The organism is Pseudomonas sp. MDT1-16, assembly GCF_054898115.1.
Genome location: NZ_CM142717.1, coordinates 3445868 through 3464967, shown reverse-complemented (window position 1 = coordinate 3464967; position 19100 = coordinate 3445868). Strand labels below are relative to the sequence as shown.

The 19100-nt window shown below is 58.7% G+C and carries 16 protein-coding genes and 2 pseudogenes; 10 read left to right on the top strand and 8 right to left on the bottom strand.

All coding sequences use genetic code 11. From position 1 onward, the window contains the following. Positions 1 to 158: 158 nt before the first annotated feature. From ACYZT3_RS15795 to ahpF, 3 genes are all read left to right on the top strand, one after another. Entirely contained in the window at positions 159 to 1103 is a 945-nt protein-coding gene (locus ACYZT3_RS15795) for a site-specific integrase (RefSeq protein ID WP_462030257.1), read from the top strand. 145 nt (positions 1104 to 1248) lie between these two features. Continuing rightward, positions 1249 to 1812, top strand: coding sequence for an alkyl hydroperoxide reductase subunit C (ahpC, locus tag ACYZT3_RS15790; protein ID WP_192408334.1), 564 nt, complete (start codon positions 1249 to 1251; stop codon positions 1810 to 1812). A gap of 138 nt (positions 1813 to 1950) precedes the next feature. Continuing rightward, positions 1951 to 3513 (top strand): alkyl hydroperoxide reductase subunit F, encoded by a 1563-nt coding sequence (gene ahpF, locus ACYZT3_RS15785; protein ID WP_282375769.1) that lies wholly within the window; start codon positions 1951 to 1953, stop codon positions 3511 to 3513. Between the two features lie 115 nt (positions 3514 to 3628). On the opposite strand, the gene gloA is transcribed toward ahpF, so the two are convergent. Next, entirely contained in the window at positions 3629 to 4150 is a 522-nt protein-coding gene (gene gloA, locus ACYZT3_RS15780) for a lactoylglutathione lyase (RefSeq protein WP_282378202.1), read from the bottom strand. A gap of 145 nt (positions 4151 to 4295) precedes the next feature. Between gloA and ACYZT3_RS15775 the strand changes: the two genes are divergently transcribed. Then, entirely contained in the window at positions 4296 to 4820 is a 525-nt protein-coding gene (locus ACYZT3_RS15775) for a DUF4946 domain-containing protein (protein WP_282378479.1), read from the top strand. Positions 4821 to 4996: 176 nt separating this feature from the next. Here ACYZT3_RS15775 and ACYZT3_RS15770 read toward each other — a convergent pair whose 3' ends face one another. From ACYZT3_RS15770 to ACYZT3_RS15760, 3 genes and pseudogenes are all read right to left on the bottom strand, one after another. Beyond that, complete coding sequence (locus ACYZT3_RS15770) at positions 4997 to 5362, bottom strand: histone-like nucleoid-structuring protein, MvaT/MvaU family (protein WP_282378204.1); 366 nt, start codon at positions 5360 to 5362, stop codon at positions 4997 to 4999. A gap of 346 nt (positions 5363 to 5708) precedes the next feature. Further along, positions 5709 to 6092, bottom strand: a pseudogene (locus ACYZT3_RS15765) (CSS-motif domain-containing protein); the annotation flags it as partial. A gap of 112 nt (positions 6093 to 6204) precedes the next feature. Next, positions 6205 to 7077, bottom strand: coding sequence for a LysR family transcriptional regulator (locus ACYZT3_RS15760; RefSeq protein ID WP_282378206.1), 873 nt, complete (start codon positions 7075 to 7077; stop codon positions 6205 to 6207). A gap of 79 nt (positions 7078 to 7156) precedes the next feature. Here ACYZT3_RS15760 and ACYZT3_RS15755 point away from each other — a divergent pair, with 79 nt between their 5' ends. Both ACYZT3_RS15755 and hppD read left to right on the top strand, forming a co-directional pair. Beyond that, positions 7157 to 8101: a DMT family transporter gene (locus ACYZT3_RS15755; protein ID WP_462030256.1), complete on the top strand. Its 945-nt coding sequence runs from the start codon at positions 7157 to 7159 to the stop codon at positions 8099 to 8101. A 252-nt stretch (positions 8102 to 8353) separates the two neighbouring features. Continuing rightward, positions 8354 to 9430, top strand: a complete 1077-nt coding sequence (gene hppD / locus ACYZT3_RS15750) for a 4-hydroxyphenylpyruvate dioxygenase (protein WP_282378210.1) — start codon at positions 8354 to 8356, stop codon at positions 9428 to 9430. A 63-nt stretch (positions 9431 to 9493) separates the two neighbouring features. Here hppD and rarD read toward each other — a convergent pair whose 3' ends face one another. The 3 genes from rarD to ACYZT3_RS15735 form a co-directional block, all read right to left on the bottom strand. Further along, positions 9494 to 10381 carry an EamA family transporter RarD gene (gene rarD / locus ACYZT3_RS15745; protein WP_282378212.1) on the bottom strand — a complete coding sequence of 296 codons (888 nt, stop codon included), beginning with the start codon at positions 10379 to 10381 and terminating at the stop codon, positions 9494 to 9496. A 125-nt stretch (positions 10382 to 10506) separates the two neighbouring features. Then, the gene (locus ACYZT3_RS15740) at positions 10507 to 11520 is read right to left on the bottom strand and encodes an aldo/keto reductase (RefSeq protein WP_462030255.1); all 1014 of its coding nucleotides are present in this window, start codon (positions 11518 to 11520) and stop codon (positions 10507 to 10509) included. A 95-nt stretch (positions 11521 to 11615) separates the two neighbouring features. Next, positions 11616 to 12926 (bottom strand): MFS transporter, encoded by a 1311-nt coding sequence (locus ACYZT3_RS15735; RefSeq protein WP_462030254.1) that lies wholly within the window; start codon positions 12924 to 12926, stop codon positions 11616 to 11618. Between the two features lie 168 nt (positions 12927 to 13094). On the opposite strand from ACYZT3_RS15735, the gene ACYZT3_RS15730 reads away from it, so the two are divergent. The 4 genes from ACYZT3_RS15730 (at position 13095) to ACYZT3_RS15715 (ending at position 18837) form a co-directional block, all read left to right on the top strand. Next, on the top strand, positions 13095 to 14225 hold the full coding sequence (locus ACYZT3_RS15730; protein ID WP_462030253.1) for a sugar diacid recognition domain-containing protein: 1131 nt from the start codon (positions 13095 to 13097) through the stop codon (positions 14223 to 14225). Positions 14226 to 14494: 269 nt separating this feature from the next. After that, positions 14495 to 15637: a glycerate kinase gene (locus ACYZT3_RS15725; protein WP_462030252.1), complete on the top strand. Its 1143-nt coding sequence runs from the start codon at positions 14495 to 14497 to the stop codon at positions 15635 to 15637. Between the two features lie 345 nt (positions 15638 to 15982). After that, positions 15983 to 17608 carry a methyl-accepting chemotaxis protein gene (locus ACYZT3_RS15720; RefSeq protein ID WP_462030251.1) on the top strand — a complete coding sequence of 542 codons (1626 nt, stop codon included), beginning with the start codon at positions 15983 to 15985 and terminating at the stop codon, positions 17606 to 17608. Between the two features lie 41 nt (positions 17609 to 17649). Beyond that, on the top strand, positions 17650 to 18837 hold the full coding sequence (locus ACYZT3_RS15715) for a pyridoxal phosphate-dependent aminotransferase (RefSeq protein WP_462030250.1): 1188 nt from the start codon (positions 17650 to 17652) through the stop codon (positions 18835 to 18837). Positions 18838 to 18914: 77 nt separating this feature from the next. On the opposite strand, the pseudogene ACYZT3_RS15710 reads toward ACYZT3_RS15715, so the two are convergent. Continuing rightward, positions 18915 to 19082, bottom strand: a pseudogene (locus ACYZT3_RS15710) (NAD(P)-dependent oxidoreductase); the annotation flags it as partial. Between the last annotated feature and the right edge of the window lie 18 nt (positions 19083 to 19100).

The window sequence follows — 19100 nt, the reverse complement described above, 5'->3', positions numbered from 1 at the left end:
ACTGTGGTACATACCACTAAGGTACACAGTGTACCATTCTATGAAGAAAGATAAAAAATGTAAGTTTTTGATACGGGATATACTGGTATTACCCCGTGTGATAAGTGCTGTAGCGCGTTTTCACCCGCCAAAGCGGTACGTTTTAGAGAGTTGAGCCGATGAGTGAGCTGGATCGATATCTGCAGGCCGCCACGCGCGACAACACCCGTCGCAGCTATCGGGCGGCTATCGAGCATTACGAAGTCAGTTGGGGCGGCTTCCTGCCCGCGACTAGCGACAGTGTGGCGCGCTACCTCGTGGCTCACGCGGGCGTGCTGTCGATCAATACCTTGAAGTTACGCTTGTCAGCACTGGCGCAATGGCACAACAGCCAGGGTTTTCCCGACCCGACCAAGGCGCCGGTGGTGCGCCAAGTCTTCAAGGGCATTCGCGCGCTACACCCGGCTCAGGAGAAACAGGCCCAGCCATTGCAGCTTCAGCATCTCGAGCAGGTGGTTGCCTCGCTGGAGCGGGAGGCTACAGAAGCAAAGGTTCAAAATGATCAACCTGCACTCCTGCGGGCCAGGCGAGACACGGCGCTGATCCTGTTGGGCTTCTGGCGCGGCTTTCGTAGCGATGAGTTGTGCAGGGTACAGATCGAGCACGTTCAAGCCGCTGTCGGCTCAGGCATTACGCTCTATTTGCCGCGAACCAAAAGCGACCGCGAAAACCTCGGCAAAACGTACCAGACACCAGCGTTGCAGCGCCTGTGCCCGGTGCAGGCGTACATCGACTGGATCACTGAATCAGCGTTGGTCCGTGGACCGGTATTCCGGGGCATCGACCGTTGGGGCAACTTGAGCGAGGAGGGGCTGCACGCCAACAGCGTGATCCCGTTACTGCGCCAGGCGCTGGAGCGCGCCGGCATTCCGGCCGAGCACTACACCAGTCACTCCTTGCGGCGCGGTTTTGCCACCTGGGCCCATCAGAGTGGGTGGGACTTGAAGTCGTTGATGAGTTACGTGGGCTGGAAGGATATGAAGTCCGCCATGCGCTATGTTGAACCCAGCCCGTTTCTCGGGATGACGCCCCTCGCGGAAAAAACCATTGGCGCTGCTAAGTAAGTTTTCTTCTATTAATACGTTCGGCTAATAGCGAAAACCAATGAGCAGCATGAGCTTTGCCAATGAGCCATCCGGCGATTGAGTGGGTAGGATCCACTCCATCAACTTCTCAACCAAACTTTTCAACCCTGACGGAGAGTCATCGATGCCTATCATCAACAGCCAAGTTAAACCGTTCAAAGCTGACGCCTACAAAAATGGCGACTTCGTAAAAGTGTCGGACGCTGACCTGAAAGGCAAGTGGTCTGTGGTGTTCTTCTACCCAGCCGACTTCACCTTCGTTTGCCCGACCGAACTGGAAGACCTGGCTGACAACTACGACGCATTCCAGAAGCTGGGCGTCGAAATCTACAGCGTTTCCACCGATACCCACTTTGCCCACGCTGCCTGGCACAACACTTCGCCAGCCATCGGCAAAATCCAGTACACCATGATCGGCGACCCGACTCACGCCATCTCCCGCAACTTCGACGTGCTGATCGAAGAAGCAGGTCTGGCTGACCGTGGCACCTTCGTGATCAACCCTGAAGGCCAGATCAAAATCGTCGAGCTGAACGACGGCGGTGTGGGTCGTGACGCTTCCGAACTGCTGCGTAAAATCAAGGCAGCTCAGTACGTCGCTGCTCACCCAGGCCAGGTTTGCCCAGCCAAGTGGAAAGAAGGCGAGGCCACTCTGGCTCCGTCTCTGGACCTGGTCGGCAAGATCTAAGTCTGTGACAAAAGCATCACCAGGGCGGGTTTCCGCACCTAAGTAAGCTGCAACCGCCCTTTAAAAAACGCCCGGGCGAGATTCGCTCGGGCGTTTTTTTTCGAATCGACTTTTTACAAAATCAAGGAAATCGCCCGTATGTTGGACGCCAATCTTAAAGCCCAGTTGAAGTCATACCTGGAACGGGTCACCCAGCCGATCGAGATCATTGCCTCCCTCGACGACGGTGCGAAATCCCAGGAAATGCTCGCACTTCTGAAAGACGTTGCCAGTCTTTCCAACCAGATTACGTTGCTCGACAACGGTGACGATGCGCGTAAGCCATCGTTCTCGATCAACCGCCCGGGTGCCGACATCAGCCTGCGTTTCGCCGGCATCCCGATGGGCCACGAATTCACTTCGTTGGTGCTGGCGTTGCTGCAAGTCGGCGGCCACCCTTCGAAAGCCAGCGTTGAAGTGATCGAACAGATTCGTTCGCTCAAAGGCGAGTTCAGCTTCGAGACTTACTTCTCGCTGTCCTGCCAGAACTGCCCGGACGTCGTCCAGGCGTTGAACTTGATGGCCGTGCTCAACCCGAACATCCGCCACGTCGCTATCGACGGCGCACTGTTCCAGGCCGAAGTCGATGATCGTCAGATCATGGCCGTACCAAGCGTTTACCTGAACGGCGTGAACTTCGGCCAGGGCCGCATGGGCCTGGAGGAAATCCTCGCCAAAATCGACACCAGCGGTATCGAGCGTCAGGCCGAGAAGATCAGCGCCAAAGAAGCGTTTGACGTACTGGTCGTCGGTGGTGGCCCGGCCGGTGCTTCGGCCGCGATTTACGCAGCCCGTAAAGGCATTCGCACCGGTGTGGCGGCTGAACGTTTTGGTGGGCAGGTGCTGGACACCATGGCCATCGAGAACTTCATCTCCGTGCAGGAAACCGAAGGGCCAAAACTGGCTGTGGCGCTGGAAGAGCACGTCAAGCAATACGACGTCGACATCATGAACCTGCAACGCGCCGACAAGTTGGTGCCGGGTAAAAACGGCGAGTTGCACGAAGTCCACTTCGCCAGCGGCGCGACCCTGAAAGCCAAGACAGTGATCCTGGCGACCGGTGCGCGGTGGCGTGAAATGAACGTCCCGGGTGAGCAGCAATACCGCAACAAAGGCGTGGCGTATTGCCCGCACTGTGACGGTCCGCTGTTCAAGGGCAAGCGCGTGGCGGTGATTGGCGGCGGCAACTCCGGCGTCGAAGCGGCCATCGACCTGGCGGGTATCGTGTCCCACGTAACGCTACTGGAGTTTGATGTACAGCTGCGCGCCGATGCGGTCTTGCAGCGCAAGTTGCACAGCCTGCCGAACGTCACCGTCATCACCAGTGCGCAAACCACTGAGGTGATGGGCGACGGTCAGAAGGTCAACGGCCTGCGTTACAAGGATCGCCAATCGGAGGAGCTGCGTAGCGTCGAGCTGGAAGGGATCTTCGTACAGATCGGTCTGTTGCCCAACACTGATTGGCTCAAAGGCACCATTGAGTTGTCGCCTCGCGGTGAGATCATCGTCGATGCCCGTGGTGAAACCTCGATGCCAGGTGTGTTCGCTGCCGGTGACGTGACCACCGTGCCGTACAAGCAGATTGTGATTGCGGTAGGCGAGGGCGCCAAAGCCTCCCTGAGCGCATTCGATCACTTGATCCGGACGTCGGCCCCGGCATAAAACCCGACGCTGAAAACACAAAACCCCATGAGCGATCATGGGGTTTTTTTGTACTTCGCACATTCGGAATGTGGGAGCGAGCTTGCTCGCTCCCACAGGAGATTTGTGGTGAGTGTTACATCGGGGCTGGCTGAATGATTTCAACCCAGTAAGCATCCGGGTCTTTGATGAACGCCAGGCTCTTCATGCGACCGTCATTCAGGCGTTTCTGGAAATCGCAGCCCAGCGCTTCGAAGCGCTCGCAGGCAACGCGGATGTCTGGCACCGAGATGCAGATATGGCCAAAACCGCGCGGGTCAGTGTTGCCGTTGTGGTAGGCGAAATCCGCGTCGTTCTCAGTGCCGTGGTTGTGGGTCAACTCCAGAATGCCGGGGATCGACTTCATCCACTCGGTGCGAGCAGCGGCGTCGGCCGGGATCTGGTTTTTATCAACCAGCGCCAGGAAGTACAGGCTGAACTCGGCTTCCGGGAAGTCGCGTTTTTCTACCAGCGAGAAACCCAAAATGCGCGTGTAGAAATCCAGGGACTTGGTGATGTCCTTGACTCGCAGCATGGTGTGGTTGAAGACGAACTTCTGGGTGGCGGTGTCAGGTTGGGCAGTCACGCCTGGGAAGGTGTTCAATTCGTGCAGGCTCATGGGCCCTCCGGAAAATAAGTGGGGCTAACGAATGGCGATAATCATACGCAAGGGCTCGGACATCACCAAACCCAAACCGTCGGCTATTGCCTGACAGACGGGCGAGGCTCAAACTTTACGGTTCTATCCGTGGGTGTTCATCGCAATGATTCGATTCTGTAAATCCTCCTTCGTTCTGATTGGCGTGCTCTCAGCGGTTGCCTGCGCTCACGCAGACGAGCCAATCATGACCTGGCCCAACGGCTGGGAGGTCGAAGCCGTCCCGCACGATGACGCCAACGCTCAGGTGTTCCGCCAGCGCGCGGTGAAAAACGATGAGGGCGGCACGCCGGTGATGGTGATGGAGTTGACCATGACTCAGGTGGAAAGCGGTCATCAGGTGAATCTGCAAGGCGTGTTGCTGGAGATGCGCAAGTCGGTGCAGAAGGACTTCTTTCAAGGCGGCTATCAAAGTGTCTGCAACAAGATTCACCCGACGACCTTGAGCCGCTTATCCGCGCTGGAAACTACCTGCACGATCACGCAGAACGGAAGGCATGTGCTCTCTCAAACATTGGTTGCCGCCGTGGATGCCGATAAGGCCTATGTTCTTTCCTACGCGGGGCAGGCAGAGGCTTATAAGGCAAGTCAGGATGAAATAGAGGCCGCCCGTAACAGCTTGAAACTTTAGTTAAGGATTTCAATGGCTGCCGGTTTCAGCGCATTCTGAAATTTTTAGATACCCAAAGGGATTAAACCCAAAGTTACTCAACAAGTAGTGAGTTGATCGACGCCAATCGTTGCATTTAGAAGGCGTCCATGAAAAAGCCCTGCAGTGGCAGGGCTTTTTTTTGTCACCGCGAGTGCTTAGCCGCGCAGCCAGGAATCAACGGTAGCCGCACCGTATTGTTCCTTCCAGGCTTTCAGGCCGCGGTGGTTGCCACCCTTGGTTTCAATCAGTTCACCGGTGTGCGGATTCTGATAAACCTTGACCACGCGTGCGCGGCGGGTTTTAGGCGCAGTTGCCTGTAGCAGGCCGGATTTTGCCGGGTTCGGATCGAGAATAGAGACGATGTCGCGCAGGCTCTTGCCGTAGGTCTTCATCAGCCCCTGGAGCTTTTCTTCGAATTCGATTTCTTTCTTGAGCCCGGCATCGTTCTTCAGGGACTCCAGCTGTTTAAGCTGCTCTTGAAGGGCCTTTTCAGCTGCACGAAATTCAGCGAGTCTGGACAATATCTTTACTCCAATAGTGTGTTTGGCTGATACCAACCGCAAACAAAGCTATAAGCCAAGAGCCTTGAGGCGACTCGGTGATAATGGCTCACCTGCCAATCTTGCGCAGGCATGAAAAATTGTAGTAGTTAATTGATCAAGAGTAAATCCTGTCTTTTTCTTCATGTAACAACAGTAGTCTTTTGAATCAAATGGGTGCGCGGTCTCCTTGTCTCGTCGATTAGAGCCGCTAGTTAATGGTGACTTAATGCGTTAATGAACTCTGCGCCGGGCATCGGCCGGCCGAACAGATAACCTTGCAGGAAGTTCACGCCGTGAGCGTTCAGATAATCACCTTGCTCCGCGGTTTCCCCTTGGGGTAGTCGCCGGGATTGACCTTTTCCTGATAGTCGCCGAACAGCGAACTGCAATAAAGGTTGTTGTCCTGCACCGGATTGGTCGAGCGCACGAATGGACGGCGGGTGACCTGTTGGTGCGGGGCCAGCTAGACGTCGTTGCAATTTTGCCCGGCCAGTGGCAGCAATTCGTGCGCGGCCTGAGCGGCGTTGTCGAGCATCAATTCGAATTGGCGCATGGCTTCTTCGGCGGTCTGCTCGGTGCTGTGTTTGAGTGCGCGTTCAGCCTGCATATAGAGAATGGCGAACCCCAGCAGCACCGGGAGTACTCCGCTCAGTAAAGTCACAGCCATCCTGACGCTGCGTTTGCGGCGGGTTTTGACGTTCAGCGGCATTTGCGAAACCTGTAACGATGAAATAGGGCTCTCAAATGCTGGCAGGACGGGACGCCTTCCAAAAAGAGTTCAGGTAAAGGCCATGATAGATGGCTCTTGGCGCGTGTGCCGCTCAGCGGTAGTTCAGACCCTCGGCCAATTTGATAAAGGCCAGCGCTGCAGGTGATGACTGGCGCTGGTCCAGCACCGCCAGACCCACCTGACGTGCGACCGGAGGCGACAGTGGCTTTTTCACGTAGCGACTGTCGAGGTCGTGGGGCAATGAGCCTTCGGCGATGACCGTCAGCGCATCGCCTCGGCCAACGGTATCCAGTGTACTCAGGAGTTGCGAGCAGCGATAACGGACGTTCGGTGTCAGCCGGGCGGCACTGAACAGTCGCGACACCAGTTCCGAAGAACCGGCCTCGGTCAACACAAAGGGGTCGTGACACAAATCGCTCAAGCTCAGGCTGTCTCGACGGGCCAGCGGATGATTGACGGGCAGCAGCGCAACCATCTGGTCTTTGATCAGCGCAAAGGTGTCGAATCGATCCTCAGGCAACACCACGAAGCCGATATCGATACGCCGCTCCTCCAGCCACTGGATCACCTGCCGGTCCGGGCCTTCGTCTATGTGGACCTCGATGCCCGGATGAGCCGCGCGGTAATGCTGCAGGATCAGCGGCAGCAGTTTGATTGATGAGGTCGGGCCGAATGAGCCGATGCGCAAGGTACCGCGTTTCATTCCGCGAGCATCGGCCGCTTCCTGGCGCAAGGTGTTAGCCAGGCCCAGCATCGCCCGGGCGCGCGGCAAAAGCTGTTGGCCGATGTCGCTGAGTTCGACCTGGGATTGATGCCGACGCAGCAGCTCCACGCCCAATTCCTGTTCCAGCGACTTGAGGGCGTGAGAGACCGCGGATTGGGAAATCCCCAGGCGATTGGCTGCCGCGGTAAAACCGTGAAGCTCGGCGACCAGAGAAAAAATCTCCAGTTGGGTAAGGGTCATGACTGTTTACTCATTTTACGATGACAAGGTATTAGCTAGATGATACGTCATCTTCCCCGATATCTCGTTCTGGAAACCTATGACAACCTGTGAGCAGAGCCTGTCCAACCCTTCGGATGTGCCGGTTTATCTGAAACTGGCTGCAGTCACCATGATCTGGGGCGGCACTTTTGTCGCCGGGCGGTTTCTGTCTGATAGCCTCAGCCCCTTGTTTGCCGCCAGCCTGCGATTCTTGCTGGCCAGCGTGGCGTTGCTGCTGTTTCTACTACTGGCCCGCGTGCCGCTCGCCCGACCCCGCCCAAGGCAATGGCTGCAATTGGCGCTGCTGGGTTTTTTCGGGATCTTCTTCTACAACCTGTGCTTCTTTTATGGTTTGCAATACATCAATGCCTCACGGGCGTCATTGATTGTGGCGTTGAATCCAGCGGTGATCGGCCTGGCATCATGGTTGTTATTCAAGGAACGCTTGAGTCGAGCAAAAGTCATCGGGATTGCGATCTGTATTGCTGGAGCGAGCCTGGTGATCGTTAGCCGTAACCCGCAATTGTTGGCCGGCAATCCCGATGCCTGGATAGGCGATCTTTTGATATTTGGCTGTGTTCTCGGCTGGGGCGTTTATTCGCTGTTCTCCAAAGATCTGAACCAGACGCTAGGCCCGGTACAAACGGTGACGTACTCAATTCTGTTGGGCACGCTGATGCTGTGGGTGACCAGTGCTGTTTGCGGTGAGTTGAGTGTTGCTGCAGTTGCCAGCCTCGGGCCAAAGCAATGGTTGAGCCTGATGTACCTAGGCGTAGTGGGCTCGGCGCTGGCCTACATCGGTTATTACGACGGCATTCGCAAAATCGGCGCGACGCGCTCAGGCGTGTTCATCGCCCTGAACCCGCTGACCGCGGTGATCCTCGGTGCGCTGCTGTTGAGCGAGCAGTTGACCCTGACGATGTGCCTGGGAGGAGGGCTGATCCTCGCGGGGATTTTCCTGTGCAACAAACCCCTTGCGCGAGCAGGGAGAAAGAGGATTTGATACAGAAGGCGGACAAACCGATTTACGCTGTGTAGAATCGGGTTACGCATATAAGAATAATCGTCTTCTGGCAGCAGAAGCCTCGCCCGCAAGAGCCTTGGGTCGACAATGAAGAGTTTTGGGTTTCAATTAATCTACGGTGACTTCCTCGCCCGCAGCGTGCGGGGCATCTCCTGCGCACCACCCGCCGGTCTCAGCATTGCTAGCAACTAACGATCCGTTAATTGATAAGAAAATGATGAGGCGCCAACCATGGCAGATTTATACGAAAACCCAATGGGCCTGATGGGCTTTGAATTCATCGAGTTTGCATCGCCGACCCCGAATACCCTGGAGCCGATCTTCCAGATCATGGGCTTCACCAAGGTCGCGACCCACCGTTCCAAAGACGTGCACCTGTATCGCCAGGGCCAGATCAACCTGATCCTCAACAACGAACCTCACAGCGTCGCTTCGTACTTCGCGGCCGAGCACGGGCCGTCGGTGTGCGGCATGGCGTTCCGCGTCAAGAATGCCCAGCAGGCGTTTTCCCGGGCCCTGGAACTGGGCGCCCAGCCGATTCACATCGAAACCGGCCCGATGGAGCTAAACCTGCCAGCGATCAAAGGCATCGGCGGCGCGCCGCTGTACCTGATCGACCGTTTCGGCGAAGGCAGTTCGATCTACGACATCGACTTCGTGTTCATCGAAGGCGTTGACCGCAACCCTGTCGGGGCCGGCCTGAAGATCATCGACCACCTGACCCACAACGTGTATCGCGGTCGCATGGCCTACTGGGCCAACTTCTACGAGAAGCTGTTCAACTTCCGCGAGATCCGTTTTTTCGACATCAAAGGCGAATACACCGGCCTGACCTCCAAGGCCATGACCGCGCCGGACGGCATGATTCGCATCCCGTTGAACGAAGAGTCGTCCAAGGGTGCCGGTCAGATCGAAGAGTTCCTGATGCAGTTCAACGGCGAGGGCATCCAGCACGTTGCTTTCCTGTCCGATGACCTGATCAAGACCTGGGATCATTTGAAAAGCATTGGCATGCGCTTCATGACCGCGCCGCCTGAAACCTATTACGAAATGCTCGAAGGCCGCCTGCCGAATCACGGTGAGCCGGTTGATCAACTGCAGTCGCGCGGCATTCTGCTGGACGGTTCGTCCGAGTCGGGCGACAAGCGTCTGCTGCTGCAGATCTTCTCCGAAGCCCTGATGGGCCCGGTGTTCTTCGAGTTCATCCAGCGTAAAGGCGACGATGGTTTCGGCGAAGGCAACTTCAAGGCGTTGTTCGAATCCATCGAACGCGACCAGGTTCGTCGTGGCGTGCTCTCCACCGACTAAGCCGTTTCGGATGTAAAAAAGCCCGGTCAGCAGCAATGCTGGCCGGGCTTTTTCGTGCCGGTCCTACATTGATTTTCGTCGATGCCGGACCAGGTGTTTGAACCCTTCGAACACCAGAACAACCACCGCCAACCAAATCGGGATGTAGGTCAGCCATTCACCGGCCTTGATGCTTTCCCCCAGCAGCAACGCGACGCCGAGCAACAGCACCGGCTCGACATAGCTCAACAACCCGAACAGGCTGAACGGCAACAGCCGGCTGGCGATGATGTAGACCACCAGCGCCGAAGCACTAATCACCCCGAGCGACGGGATCAGCAGCGACAGCCACGGATGTTGATCGAACACGCCGAAACCCTGTTCACCGCCCTGAACGAACCAGAAAGCCACCGGCAGCATCAAGGCCATGTCCATCCACAAGCCGCCGAGGTTGTCGGTCGTCAGTCGTTTGCGCAGGATGAAGTAGAGCGGATAACCGACAACGACCAGCAAGGTTGCCCAGGAAAAACCGCCGACCTGATACAGCTCGTTGAGCACGCCGAGGGAAGCAAAAAACACGGCAACCTTTTGCAGGTAGGACAACCGCTCGCCATAAGCGATCCGCCCCGTCAGAACCATGGACAGCGGTAGCAGGAAATAGCCCAGTGACACGTCGAGGCTATAGCCGTTGAGCGGCGCCCACATGAACAACCAGAGCTGAAGGCCAAGCAACGTCGCGGAAAGGATCAGGCCGGCGAGCAATTTTGGTTGGCCAACCAGCCGCCGAAAAAGGGCGGTTACGCGTTTCCATTCACCGGAGACCACCATGAACACGGTCATGCACGGTAAGGTCAGCAGCATCCGCCAGCCGAAAATTTCCACGCCGCTCAAAGGCGTGAGCAGCGAGGTGAAGTAATACATGACGGCAAACAGCACCGAGGCTGAAACCGATAGAGCGATACCTTTAGACAAACTGTCCTCGCGAAGTTGAACGTTAAACGGGGGCGGAGGATACGTGGTTTTCTCGTTGAATATTGTCCGATCGATCAACACCGACCCACTGTGGGAGCGAGCTCCCACATGGACCGTGTATTCATTTAGCTATTGCGTGGTTTTCGTCCTGACACAAAGTGGCTCACATCATTAAACCCCGGCGTCGACGCATGCCCTGGCGTCACCAGCGAATCAATGAACGCTTCATCCTCCGCCGTGATCTTCACCGCCTGAGCCTTAGTGTAGGCATCCCATTGTTCTTCGGTACGCGGGCCGACGATGGCTGAGGTGACAGCGCTGTTGTTCAGCACCCAGGCGATGGCGAATTCGACGATGCCCACGCCACGCCCTTGCGTGTACTGCTGGATCTGCTGAGCAATGCGCAGTGATTCGACGCGCCATTCGGTCTCCAGAATGCGTTTGTCCTGACGACCCGCGCGGCTGTTGGTGTCCGGCTTCACGTCCGGCGCGTATTTACCGCTGAGTACGCCGCGCGCCAGTGGGCTGTAAGGCACCACGCCGAGGCCATAGTTTTGCGCGGCGGTAATCTGCTCGGTTTCCACCTGACGGTTGACGATGTTGTACAGCGGCTGACTGATGACCGGCCGGTCGACGCCCAGTTGATCGGCCACACGAATCACTTCGGCGATGCGCCAGCCACGGTAGTTCGAGAGGCCCCAGTAGCGGATTTTGCCCTGGCGGATCAAATCACCGATGGCCGACACCGTGACTTCCAGCGGCGTATTGTGGTCTTCGCGATGCAGGTAATAGATGTCGAGATAGTCGGTGCCCAGGCGCGTCAGGCTGGCGTCGATGCCATTGAAAATGTGCTTGCGGCTCAGGCCGCTGCGATTCGGCACGCCGTCCACCGGGCCGAAACCGACCTTGGTGGCCAGCACCCACTCGTGGCGGTTACCGGAGATCGCTTCGCCGACGATCTCTTCAGAGCGGCCGTTGGTGTAAACATCTGCGGTGTCGATGAAATTGATGCCCTGGTCCCAGGCCTTGTCGATGATCCGCAGGGAATCTTCGGTGCTGGTCTGTTCGCCGAACATCATGGTGCCCAGGGTCAGGGTCGACACTTGTAAACCCGAATGACCCAGCGTGCGATAGCTCATGACGAAATCCTTTTACCGGTGGGAAAGGCTCAATCAAATACCAGAACAACCGCACGGGGCAAACTGAAATATTGAACACCCCGTGCCGATCAACCTTAAACCCGCAACGTCCGCGTCATACGCAACGCCAACAAGCTCCCGCATACAATCACACCCGCCAGTAAATAAAGCGCTGCATCAGTCGACCCGGTGCTGTCCTTGACCCAACCCACCAGATACGGACTCAGGAAACCCGCCATCTGCCCCATGGAGTTGATCAACGCCAAACCACCCGCCGCCGCACCGGCGCTGAGCAGCGCAGTCGGCACTGGCCAAAACATCGGCAGGCCGGTGAGGGCGCCCATGGTGGCGATGGTCAGTCCGAGGATGGCGATGGCCGGGTTGGCAGCGAAGTTCACGGCGATCAGCAGGCCCACCGCGCCCATCAGCATCGGCACCACCAAGTGCCAGCGGCGCTCTTTTCGCAGGTCGGCGGAGCGGCCGACCATCAACATGAACAACGCCGCCAGCAGGTACGGAATCGCACTGAGCCAGCCGATCACCAGGTTATCGCTGAAGCCCAGGTTCTTGATGATCGACGGCAGCCAGAAATTGATCGCGTAAACGCCGCTCTGGATGCAGAAGTAGATCAGGCCAAATGCCCAGATCGCCGGGTTCTTGAACACCGCCAGCAGCGAGTCGGTGGTGGTTTTCGGTTTGTTGACCAGGTCTTCAGCGTGGTCGGCTTCCAGCACCGAGCGCTCGAACGGCGTGAGCCATTTGGCATTCGCGTAACTGTCGCTGAGCAGGAAGTACGCCAGCGCGCCGAGGATGATGGTCGGGATACCTTGCAGCAGGAACATCCACTGCCAGCCGGCCAAGCCACCTTGCCCGGCGCCGAAGTGGTTGAGGATCCAGCCGGAAAACGGGCTGCCGAGCAGGCCGGACACCGGGATCGCCGACATGAACAGCGCCATGACGCGGCCACGGCGGAAGGTCGGGAACCACTGCGAAAGGTAAAGCACCACACCCGGGAAGAACCCGGCTTCGGCCGCGCCAGTGAACAGGCGCAGGGTGTAGAACTCGGTCGGTGTGGTGACGAACAGCAAACAGGTCGAGAGCGAGCCCCAGACGATCATCATCAGCGCGATCCAGCGGCGCGGGCCGAATTTGGTCAGGGCCAGGTTGCTCGGCACGCCGCACAGCACGTAGCCGATAAAGAAAATCCCGGCCCCGAGGCCGTACACGGTTTCGCTGAACTTCAGTGCGTCGAGCATCTGCAGCTTGGCAAATCCAACGTTCACCCGGTCGAGGTAGTTGAACAGGTAGCAGATGAAGATGAAGGGAATCAAACGCAGGGTGATGCGTTTGTAGACGGCGTTTTTCTCGTCAACGATGGCCTGGGTAGCGGCGGCGCTCTGTGACATGGCGGCTCTCTCTTTATTATGATTTTTTGCGATGCAAAGGGTAACGTTGATCGCCCAACGAGTCTCGGCCAACCCTTGGGTCATTGTCTTTGTGCCTGAGCACAGGGTTTGCAACCAAGGCCTGTGCGGGTGAACAATCCGCTCATCACGCTTTCAAGGATCACCGCTATGTTCGAACTCGATCACGACCTGGCCCAGGACATCGTCGACCGGGCGATGGCCATCCTGCCGTACAACGTTAACGTCATGGACAGCCAGGGACTGATTCTCGGCAGCGGCGAACCGGAGCGCGTCAACACCCGTCATGAAGGCGCGCAACTGGTGTTGGCCAACGGGCGAGTGGTGGAGATCGACGCCCAAACAGCGATTCATCTCAAAGGTGTGCAGCCGGGTATCAACTTGCCGCTGTTGCTCGATCAGCGCTTGATTGGCGTGCTGGGCATCACCGGCGAACCCGAGCAATTGCGCACCTACGCCGAACTGGTGCGGATGACCGCCGAGATGCTGGTCGGCCAGCGCAATCAGCAGGCCGAACAGCAATGGCGGCGTCAGCGTTGCGACGATCTGCTGGCGTTGCTGCTCACTGAGGCCGGGGAATCGCCGCGGCTGATCGATGAAGCGCAACAGCTTGGGCTCAAGCCGCAGATGACGCGGGTGCCGTATCTGTTCGAGTTAGGGATGGAACACGGTCCGGGGCAAACCGTCGAAGCGCTCAGCGCCTGGCTGATGTCGCGCTACCCTGACAGTTGGTGTGTGAGTTCGGCCAAGTCCTCGTTGCTCTGGTGCCGGCCGGCCAGCCAGGCGATCGAGAATGATCGGCTGCTGGAGAAACTCGACGGCCTGGGCTGGAACATCCTGCGCATCGCCGTGGGTGGGCAGGCCGATGGGTTGTCGGGACTGCGCCGCTGCTACCGCCGCGTCGGCGACTTGCTGGCCTATGGACGAGATGTGTTGCCGCACTCCCGTTTGCTGACGCTCACCCGTTACCGATTGCCGGTGATGCTCTGGCGTCACCGCAACGACGACGCGCTGGACGAGTTGCTCAAACCGCTGCGCCAAGTGATCGCCAAGGATGGCAACGGCCAATTGCTGGCAACCCTGCGCTGCTGGTGCGATCACGACGGCCAGAGCCAGGCCTGTGCCGATGCACTGGGTATCCACCGCAACAGCCTGCGTTATCGAATGGAGCGAATTGCCGAGCTCAGCGGCGTCGACCCGCTAAGGCTGGACGGGATGCTCGCGCTTTATTTGGGCGTGCAGCTCCTCCCACAGACTGAATTGCCGAACACCCACCCGTAGCAGCTGCCGAGCAGCGCGAGGCTGCGTTCGGCTGCGCAGCAGTCGTCAATCCTGCAAGCATGGTTTACCTGATACTCCGCACCGCATGATTTCACGACTGCTGCGCAGCCGAACGCAGCCTCGCGCTGCTCGGCAGCTGCTACAACAAACAGTGCAACCCGAGGGTTTTGTGGGAATGAACAATAATCGGCATGCCCGCTTGTGCAGCGGACCGGCGTTATTGTTCTTGCCTGCTGGCAGCATGAGGGCATTGGAACTGGAGAATTCGAATGAAAATCGTCATCGCCCCCGATTCGTTCAAGGACAGCCTGAGTGCCCAAGGTGTGGCTGATGCCATTGCCCAAGGATTGGCGGAGGTCTGGCCCGACGCACAACTGGTCAAATGCCCCATGGCTGACGGCGGGGAGGGGACCGTCGAGTCGATTCTGGCGGCGTGCGAGGGCGAACTGCGCCGAACCCAAGTCCGCGGGCCGCTCGGCGCAGCGGTTGAGGCCGCTTGGGGCTGGTTGCCCCAGAGCCACACCGCGATCATCGAAATGGCCGAGGCCAGTGGCCTGCAGCTGGTTCCGCCGGGCCAGCGTGATGCCTGCCTCAGCAGCACGTTCGGCACCGGCGAATTGATCCGCACCGCGCTGGACGCGGGAGCGCAACGGGTCATTCTGGCGATTGGCGGCAGCGCCACCAACGACGGCGGTGCGGGGGCGATGCAAGCCTTGGGTGTGAAACTGCTGGACGCACAGGGCCAGACGCTTGCACCGGGAGGTCTGGCGCTCGCGCAGTTAGCGCGAATCGACATGAGTGAAATTGACCCGCGTCTGGCCGAGGTGCGATTCGACATCGCCGCCGATGTCAATAACCCACTGTGCGGCCCTCACGGTGCCTCAGCGATTTTCGGCCCGCAGAAAGGCGCGTCGCCCGAGCAAGTCCAGCAACTGGATAACGCGCTCGGACACTTTGCCGAACGGTGCGCCCAGGTCCTGAATAACGACGTACGTGACGAACCGGGCAGCGGAGCGGCGGGAGGGCTGGGCTTTGCCGCCAAAGCGTTTCTGGGTGCGCACTTCAAGGCCGGCGTCGAAGTGGTCGCTGAACTGGTCGGCCTCGACGATGCGGTCAAGGGCGCCGATTTGGTGATCACCGGAGAAGGCCGTTTCGATGCGCAGACACTACGGGGTAAGACACCGTTTGGTGTGGCGCGTATCGCTCGTCAGCATGGCGTACCGGTGATCGTCATCGCCGGGACACTGGGTCAGGGTTATCAGGCACTGTACGAACATGGCATTGATGCTGCGTTTGCCTTGGCCAGTGGGCCGATGACGCTGGAGCAGGCTTGCGCCGAGGCCCCGCGGTTGTTGCGGGAGCGGGCCAGTGATGTTGCGCGGGTTTGGCGGGTGGCCGCCCGCAAAGCCTGAAACCGTACGATCACCTGTAGCAGCTGCCGAGCCTGCGAGGCTGCGTTCGACTGCGAAGCAGTCGTAAATCCGGCAACCGGTTTTTCCTGACACACCGCGCCGCATGAATTCACGACTGCTTCGCAGCCGAACGCAGCCTCGCAGGCTCGGCAGCTGCTACATGTAATTCGGTGAAATATTTTTCTCCAATCCCCGCAGGAAACCTCATCCCCAGCCGATACAGCCAATAGGCCCACACAAACCAACTCCAACAGTGGCGCCAAGCTGAAAACGCGCGCGCCATCGCCCGCCATTCAGCGATCACGGCAAGGATGCTCGCAGCTTCAATCACCCGAGAATCATCCTATGTCATTGCGTAATCTGAATATCGCGCCCCGAGCCTTCCTGGGTTTTGCCTTCATTGCCTTGCTCGTCATCGTGCTGGGTGTGTTTGCCGTGAACCGCATGTCGACGATCCGCCAAGCCTCCATCGACATGGCAACCACGCAGCTGCCCAGCATCGTGTTTCTCGGCAACCTGACAGAAAACATCCTGCGCCTGCGCATTCTTTCTTTCCGGGTGTTGGTCAACCGTGATCCGAACGCGTTGCAGGAAGCGCAGACGCGCATCGGCGTGCTGGTCGACAAGGTTCGCAGCGCACAAGCCAGTTATGCAGCGTTGCCGGCCACCCCGGAAGAAACCGCGCTGTACGAGACGTTCACGACAACACTGGACAGCTATATGCAAGACCAGAATCAGATGCTGGAGCTGTCGCGGCAGAACAAACTCGATGAGATGCGCACGCTGATCAACACCCGGATCAAGGACGGTACGGACCAGATGGGCGAGCAGCTGAACAAACTGGTAGCGTTCAACAACACCTATGCGAAAACCGCCTCGGCCGAAGCGGGCGAGCATTACAGCAGCGCCGTGACCGGCATCATCGCAGTGGCGGTGATTGCGGCGCTGATGACCGTGCTGCTGGCCTGGCTGCTGACCCGCAGCATCGTCTCGCCGCTCAACCGTGCGCTCCAGGCGGCCGAAACCATTGCGGGCGGCAACCTGACTAAAACCATCGACATCGACGGCAAGGACGAACCCGCCCGTTTGCTCGGTGCCTTGTCCACGATGCAAACCAACCTGCGCAAAACCATCGAACAGATCGCTGGTTCCGCCACCCAACTGGGTGCCGCCGCTGAAGAACTCAGCACGGTCACCCAACAAGCCTCCCGCGGTCTGCAACAGCAGAACAACGAAATCGAACAGGCGGCCACTGCCGTCAACGAAATGACCGCCGCCGTGGAAGAAGTGGCACGCAACGCGGTGTCGACGTCCGAAGCCTCGAACCAGTCGACCCAGGCGGCCCGTGAAGGTCGCGACCGAGTGGTGGAAACCGTCGGCGCGATCCAGACCATGACCCACGATGTGCAAAACACCTCAGTGATGATCGAAGGCTTGGCCGCTCAGGGGCGTGACATCGGCAAGGTGCTGGACGTGATCCGCGCCATCGCCGAACAGACCAACCTGTTGGCGCTGAACGCCGCGATCGAAGCCGCCCGTGCCGGCGAAGCCGGGCGTGGTTTTGCGGTGGTGGCGGACGAGGTCCGGGCGCTGGCCCATCGCACCGCGCAATCGACCCAGGAAATCGAAAAAATGGTCGCTGGCATCCAGAACGGCACCGGCGAAGCGGTTTCGTCGATGCAGCAAAGCAATCAACGCACCCAAAGCACCCTTGAAATGGCCCGCGCCGCGGGTGTCGCGCTGGAGCAAATCACGCAGTCGATCCAACTGATCAACGAACGCAACCTGGTGATCGCCAGCGCTTCGGAAGAACAGGCCCAGGTTTCCCGCGAAGTCGACCGCAATCTGGTAAACATCCGCGACCTGGCCACCCAGTCCGCCGCCGGCGCCAACCAGACCAGCGCCGCTACTCACGAACTGTCGCGCCTGGCCGTGGATTTAAATGCCATGGTGGCGCGTTTCGTGATTTGAGATAGGGTTGAGGCTTGGAACCCGCGCGACTGGAGAAGTACATGCGCTACTCAGCCTTGACCAAACGAATCGCCGGTGACGGCGCTGCGGCCTGGCAGATTCATGACCGAGCACTGGAACTACGTGAGCAGGGCGTTGATGTGCTGCTGCTATCGATCGGCGATCCCGACTTCGATACGCCGCAGCCCATCATTCAGGCGTGCATCGACAGCTTGCTGGCCGGCGATACCCACTACCCGGCAGTACGCGGCAGTCAGGGATTGCGCAACAGCATCGCCAACCGTCATCGACGCCGCAGCGGTCAAGTCGTGGATGCCGACCATGTGATTGTGCTGCCGGGCGCACAATGTGCGGTGTATTCGGTCGCGCAATGCCTGCTCGATCCGGGCGATGAAGTGATCGTCGCCGAACCGATGTACGTGACCTATGAAGGTGTATTCGGTGCCTGCGCAGCCAAAGTGGTGCCGGTGGCGGTGCGCCCCGAGAATGGCTTTCGGGTCGATCCGGCGGATGTCGCGGCGCTGATCACGCCTAAAACCCGCGCCATTTTGCTCAACAGTCCGAATAATCCTTCCGGCGCCAGTTTGCCGCTGATGATCTGGCAGGAGCTGGCGTCGCTCTGTGTTCGTCACGACCTGTGGCTGATCAGCGACGAGGTTTACAGCGATCTGTTGTACGAAGGCGAGCACATCAGCCCGGCGAGTCTGCCGGGCATGGCCGAGCGCACGGCGACCATCAATAGCCTGTCCAAATCCCACGCCATGAGCGGTTGGCGAGTGGGCTGGGTGATCGGCCCGAAACCCTTGAATGACCACTTGGAGCATCTCTCGTTGTGCATGCTGTTTGGCATTCCGGATTTTATTCAGAATGCTGCGCAGTTGGCGCTCGATGAGGACTTGCCGGAAGTGGCGGTAATGCGCGAGGAGTACCGCCAGCGTCGCGACCTGGTGTGCGCGAGTCTGCGTGATTGCCCGGGCATCCGACCGATTCGACCTGATGGCGGGATGTTCGTGATGGTCGATGTGCGCCAGACCGGGTTGTGTGCCCAGAGTTTTGCCGAGAGGCTGCTGGAAGGTTACGGCGTGTCGGTGCTGGCCGGTGAAGCGTTTGGGCCGAGTGCGGCGGGGCATATTAGATTGGGGTTGGTGGTGGATCAGTTGAAGCTGGCGGATGCGTGCGAGCGGATTGCGTTGTGTGCGGCGGACCTTCTGGAAGCGCGCCGGGCCTGATTCCAGAGACAGATCGTTCTCACTCCGCGTGGGAACGATCATCGGCTCAGGCATTCCACGCTTGTGTGTTCACCAGGCAACAGCGGCCAGTCAAGGTTCAGCGGTTCACGTTCGAACACATCCAGTCCCGCAGCGCGAATCTGCCCGTCGCGCAAGGCCTGAATCAGCGCCGCCTCGTCCACGACCTTGCCCCGTGAAATGTTGATGAAGATGCTCTCCGGGCGCATCAGGGCAAAGAACGCCGATTGGAGTGATAGACCCGC

Bases quoted from the DNA above. Each gene is read 5' to 3' on its own strand.
- ACYZT3_RS15715 (WP_462030250.1), top strand. From the start codon at position 17,650: ATGCGCTACTCAGCCTTGACCAAACGAATCGCCGGTGACGGCGCTGCG.
- ACYZT3_RS15720 (WP_462030251.1), top strand. From the start codon at position 15,983: ATGTCATTGCGTAATCTGAATATCGCGCCCCGAGCCTTCCTGGGTTTT.
- ahpF (WP_282375769.1), top strand. From the start codon at position 1,951: ATGTTGGACGCCAATCTTAAAGCCCAGTTGAAGTCATACCTGGAACGG.
- gloA (WP_282378202.1), bottom strand. From the start codon at position 4,150: ATGAGCCTGCACGAATTGAACACCTTCCCAGGCGTGACTGCCCAACCT.
- ACYZT3_RS15740 (WP_462030255.1), bottom strand. From the start codon at position 11,520: ATGAGCTATCGCACGCTGGGTCATTCGGGTTTACAAGTGTCGACCCTG.
- ACYZT3_RS15735 (WP_462030254.1), bottom strand. From the start codon at position 12,926: ATGTCACAGAGCGCCGCCGCTACCCAGGCCATCGTTGACGAGAAAAAC.
- ACYZT3_RS15730 (WP_462030253.1), top strand. From the start codon at position 13,095: ATGTTCGAACTCGATCACGACCTGGCCCAGGACATCGTCGACCGGGCG.
- ACYZT3_RS15795 (WP_462030257.1), top strand. From the start codon at position 159: ATGAGTGAGCTGGATCGATATCTGCAGGCCGCCACGCGCGACAACACC.
- ACYZT3_RS15755 (WP_462030256.1), top strand. From the start codon at position 7,157: ATGACAACCTGTGAGCAGAGCCTGTCCAACCCTTCGGATGTGCCGGTT.
- ACYZT3_RS15775 (WP_282378479.1), top strand. From the start codon at position 4,296: ATGATTCGATTCTGTAAATCCTCCTTCGTTCTGATTGGCGTGCTCTCA.
- ACYZT3_RS15725 (WP_462030252.1), top strand. From the start codon at position 14,495: ATGAAAATCGTCATCGCCCCCGATTCGTTCAAGGACAGCCTGAGTGCC.
- ahpC (WP_192408334.1), top strand. From the start codon at position 1,249: ATGCCTATCATCAACAGCCAAGTTAAACCGTTCAAAGCTGACGCCTAC.
- ACYZT3_RS15760 (WP_282378206.1), bottom strand. From the start codon at position 7,077: ATGACCCTTACCCAACTGGAGATTTTTTCTCTGGTCGCCGAGCTTCAC.
- hppD (WP_282378210.1), top strand. From the start codon at position 8,354: ATGGCAGATTTATACGAAAACCCAATGGGCCTGATGGGCTTTGAATTC.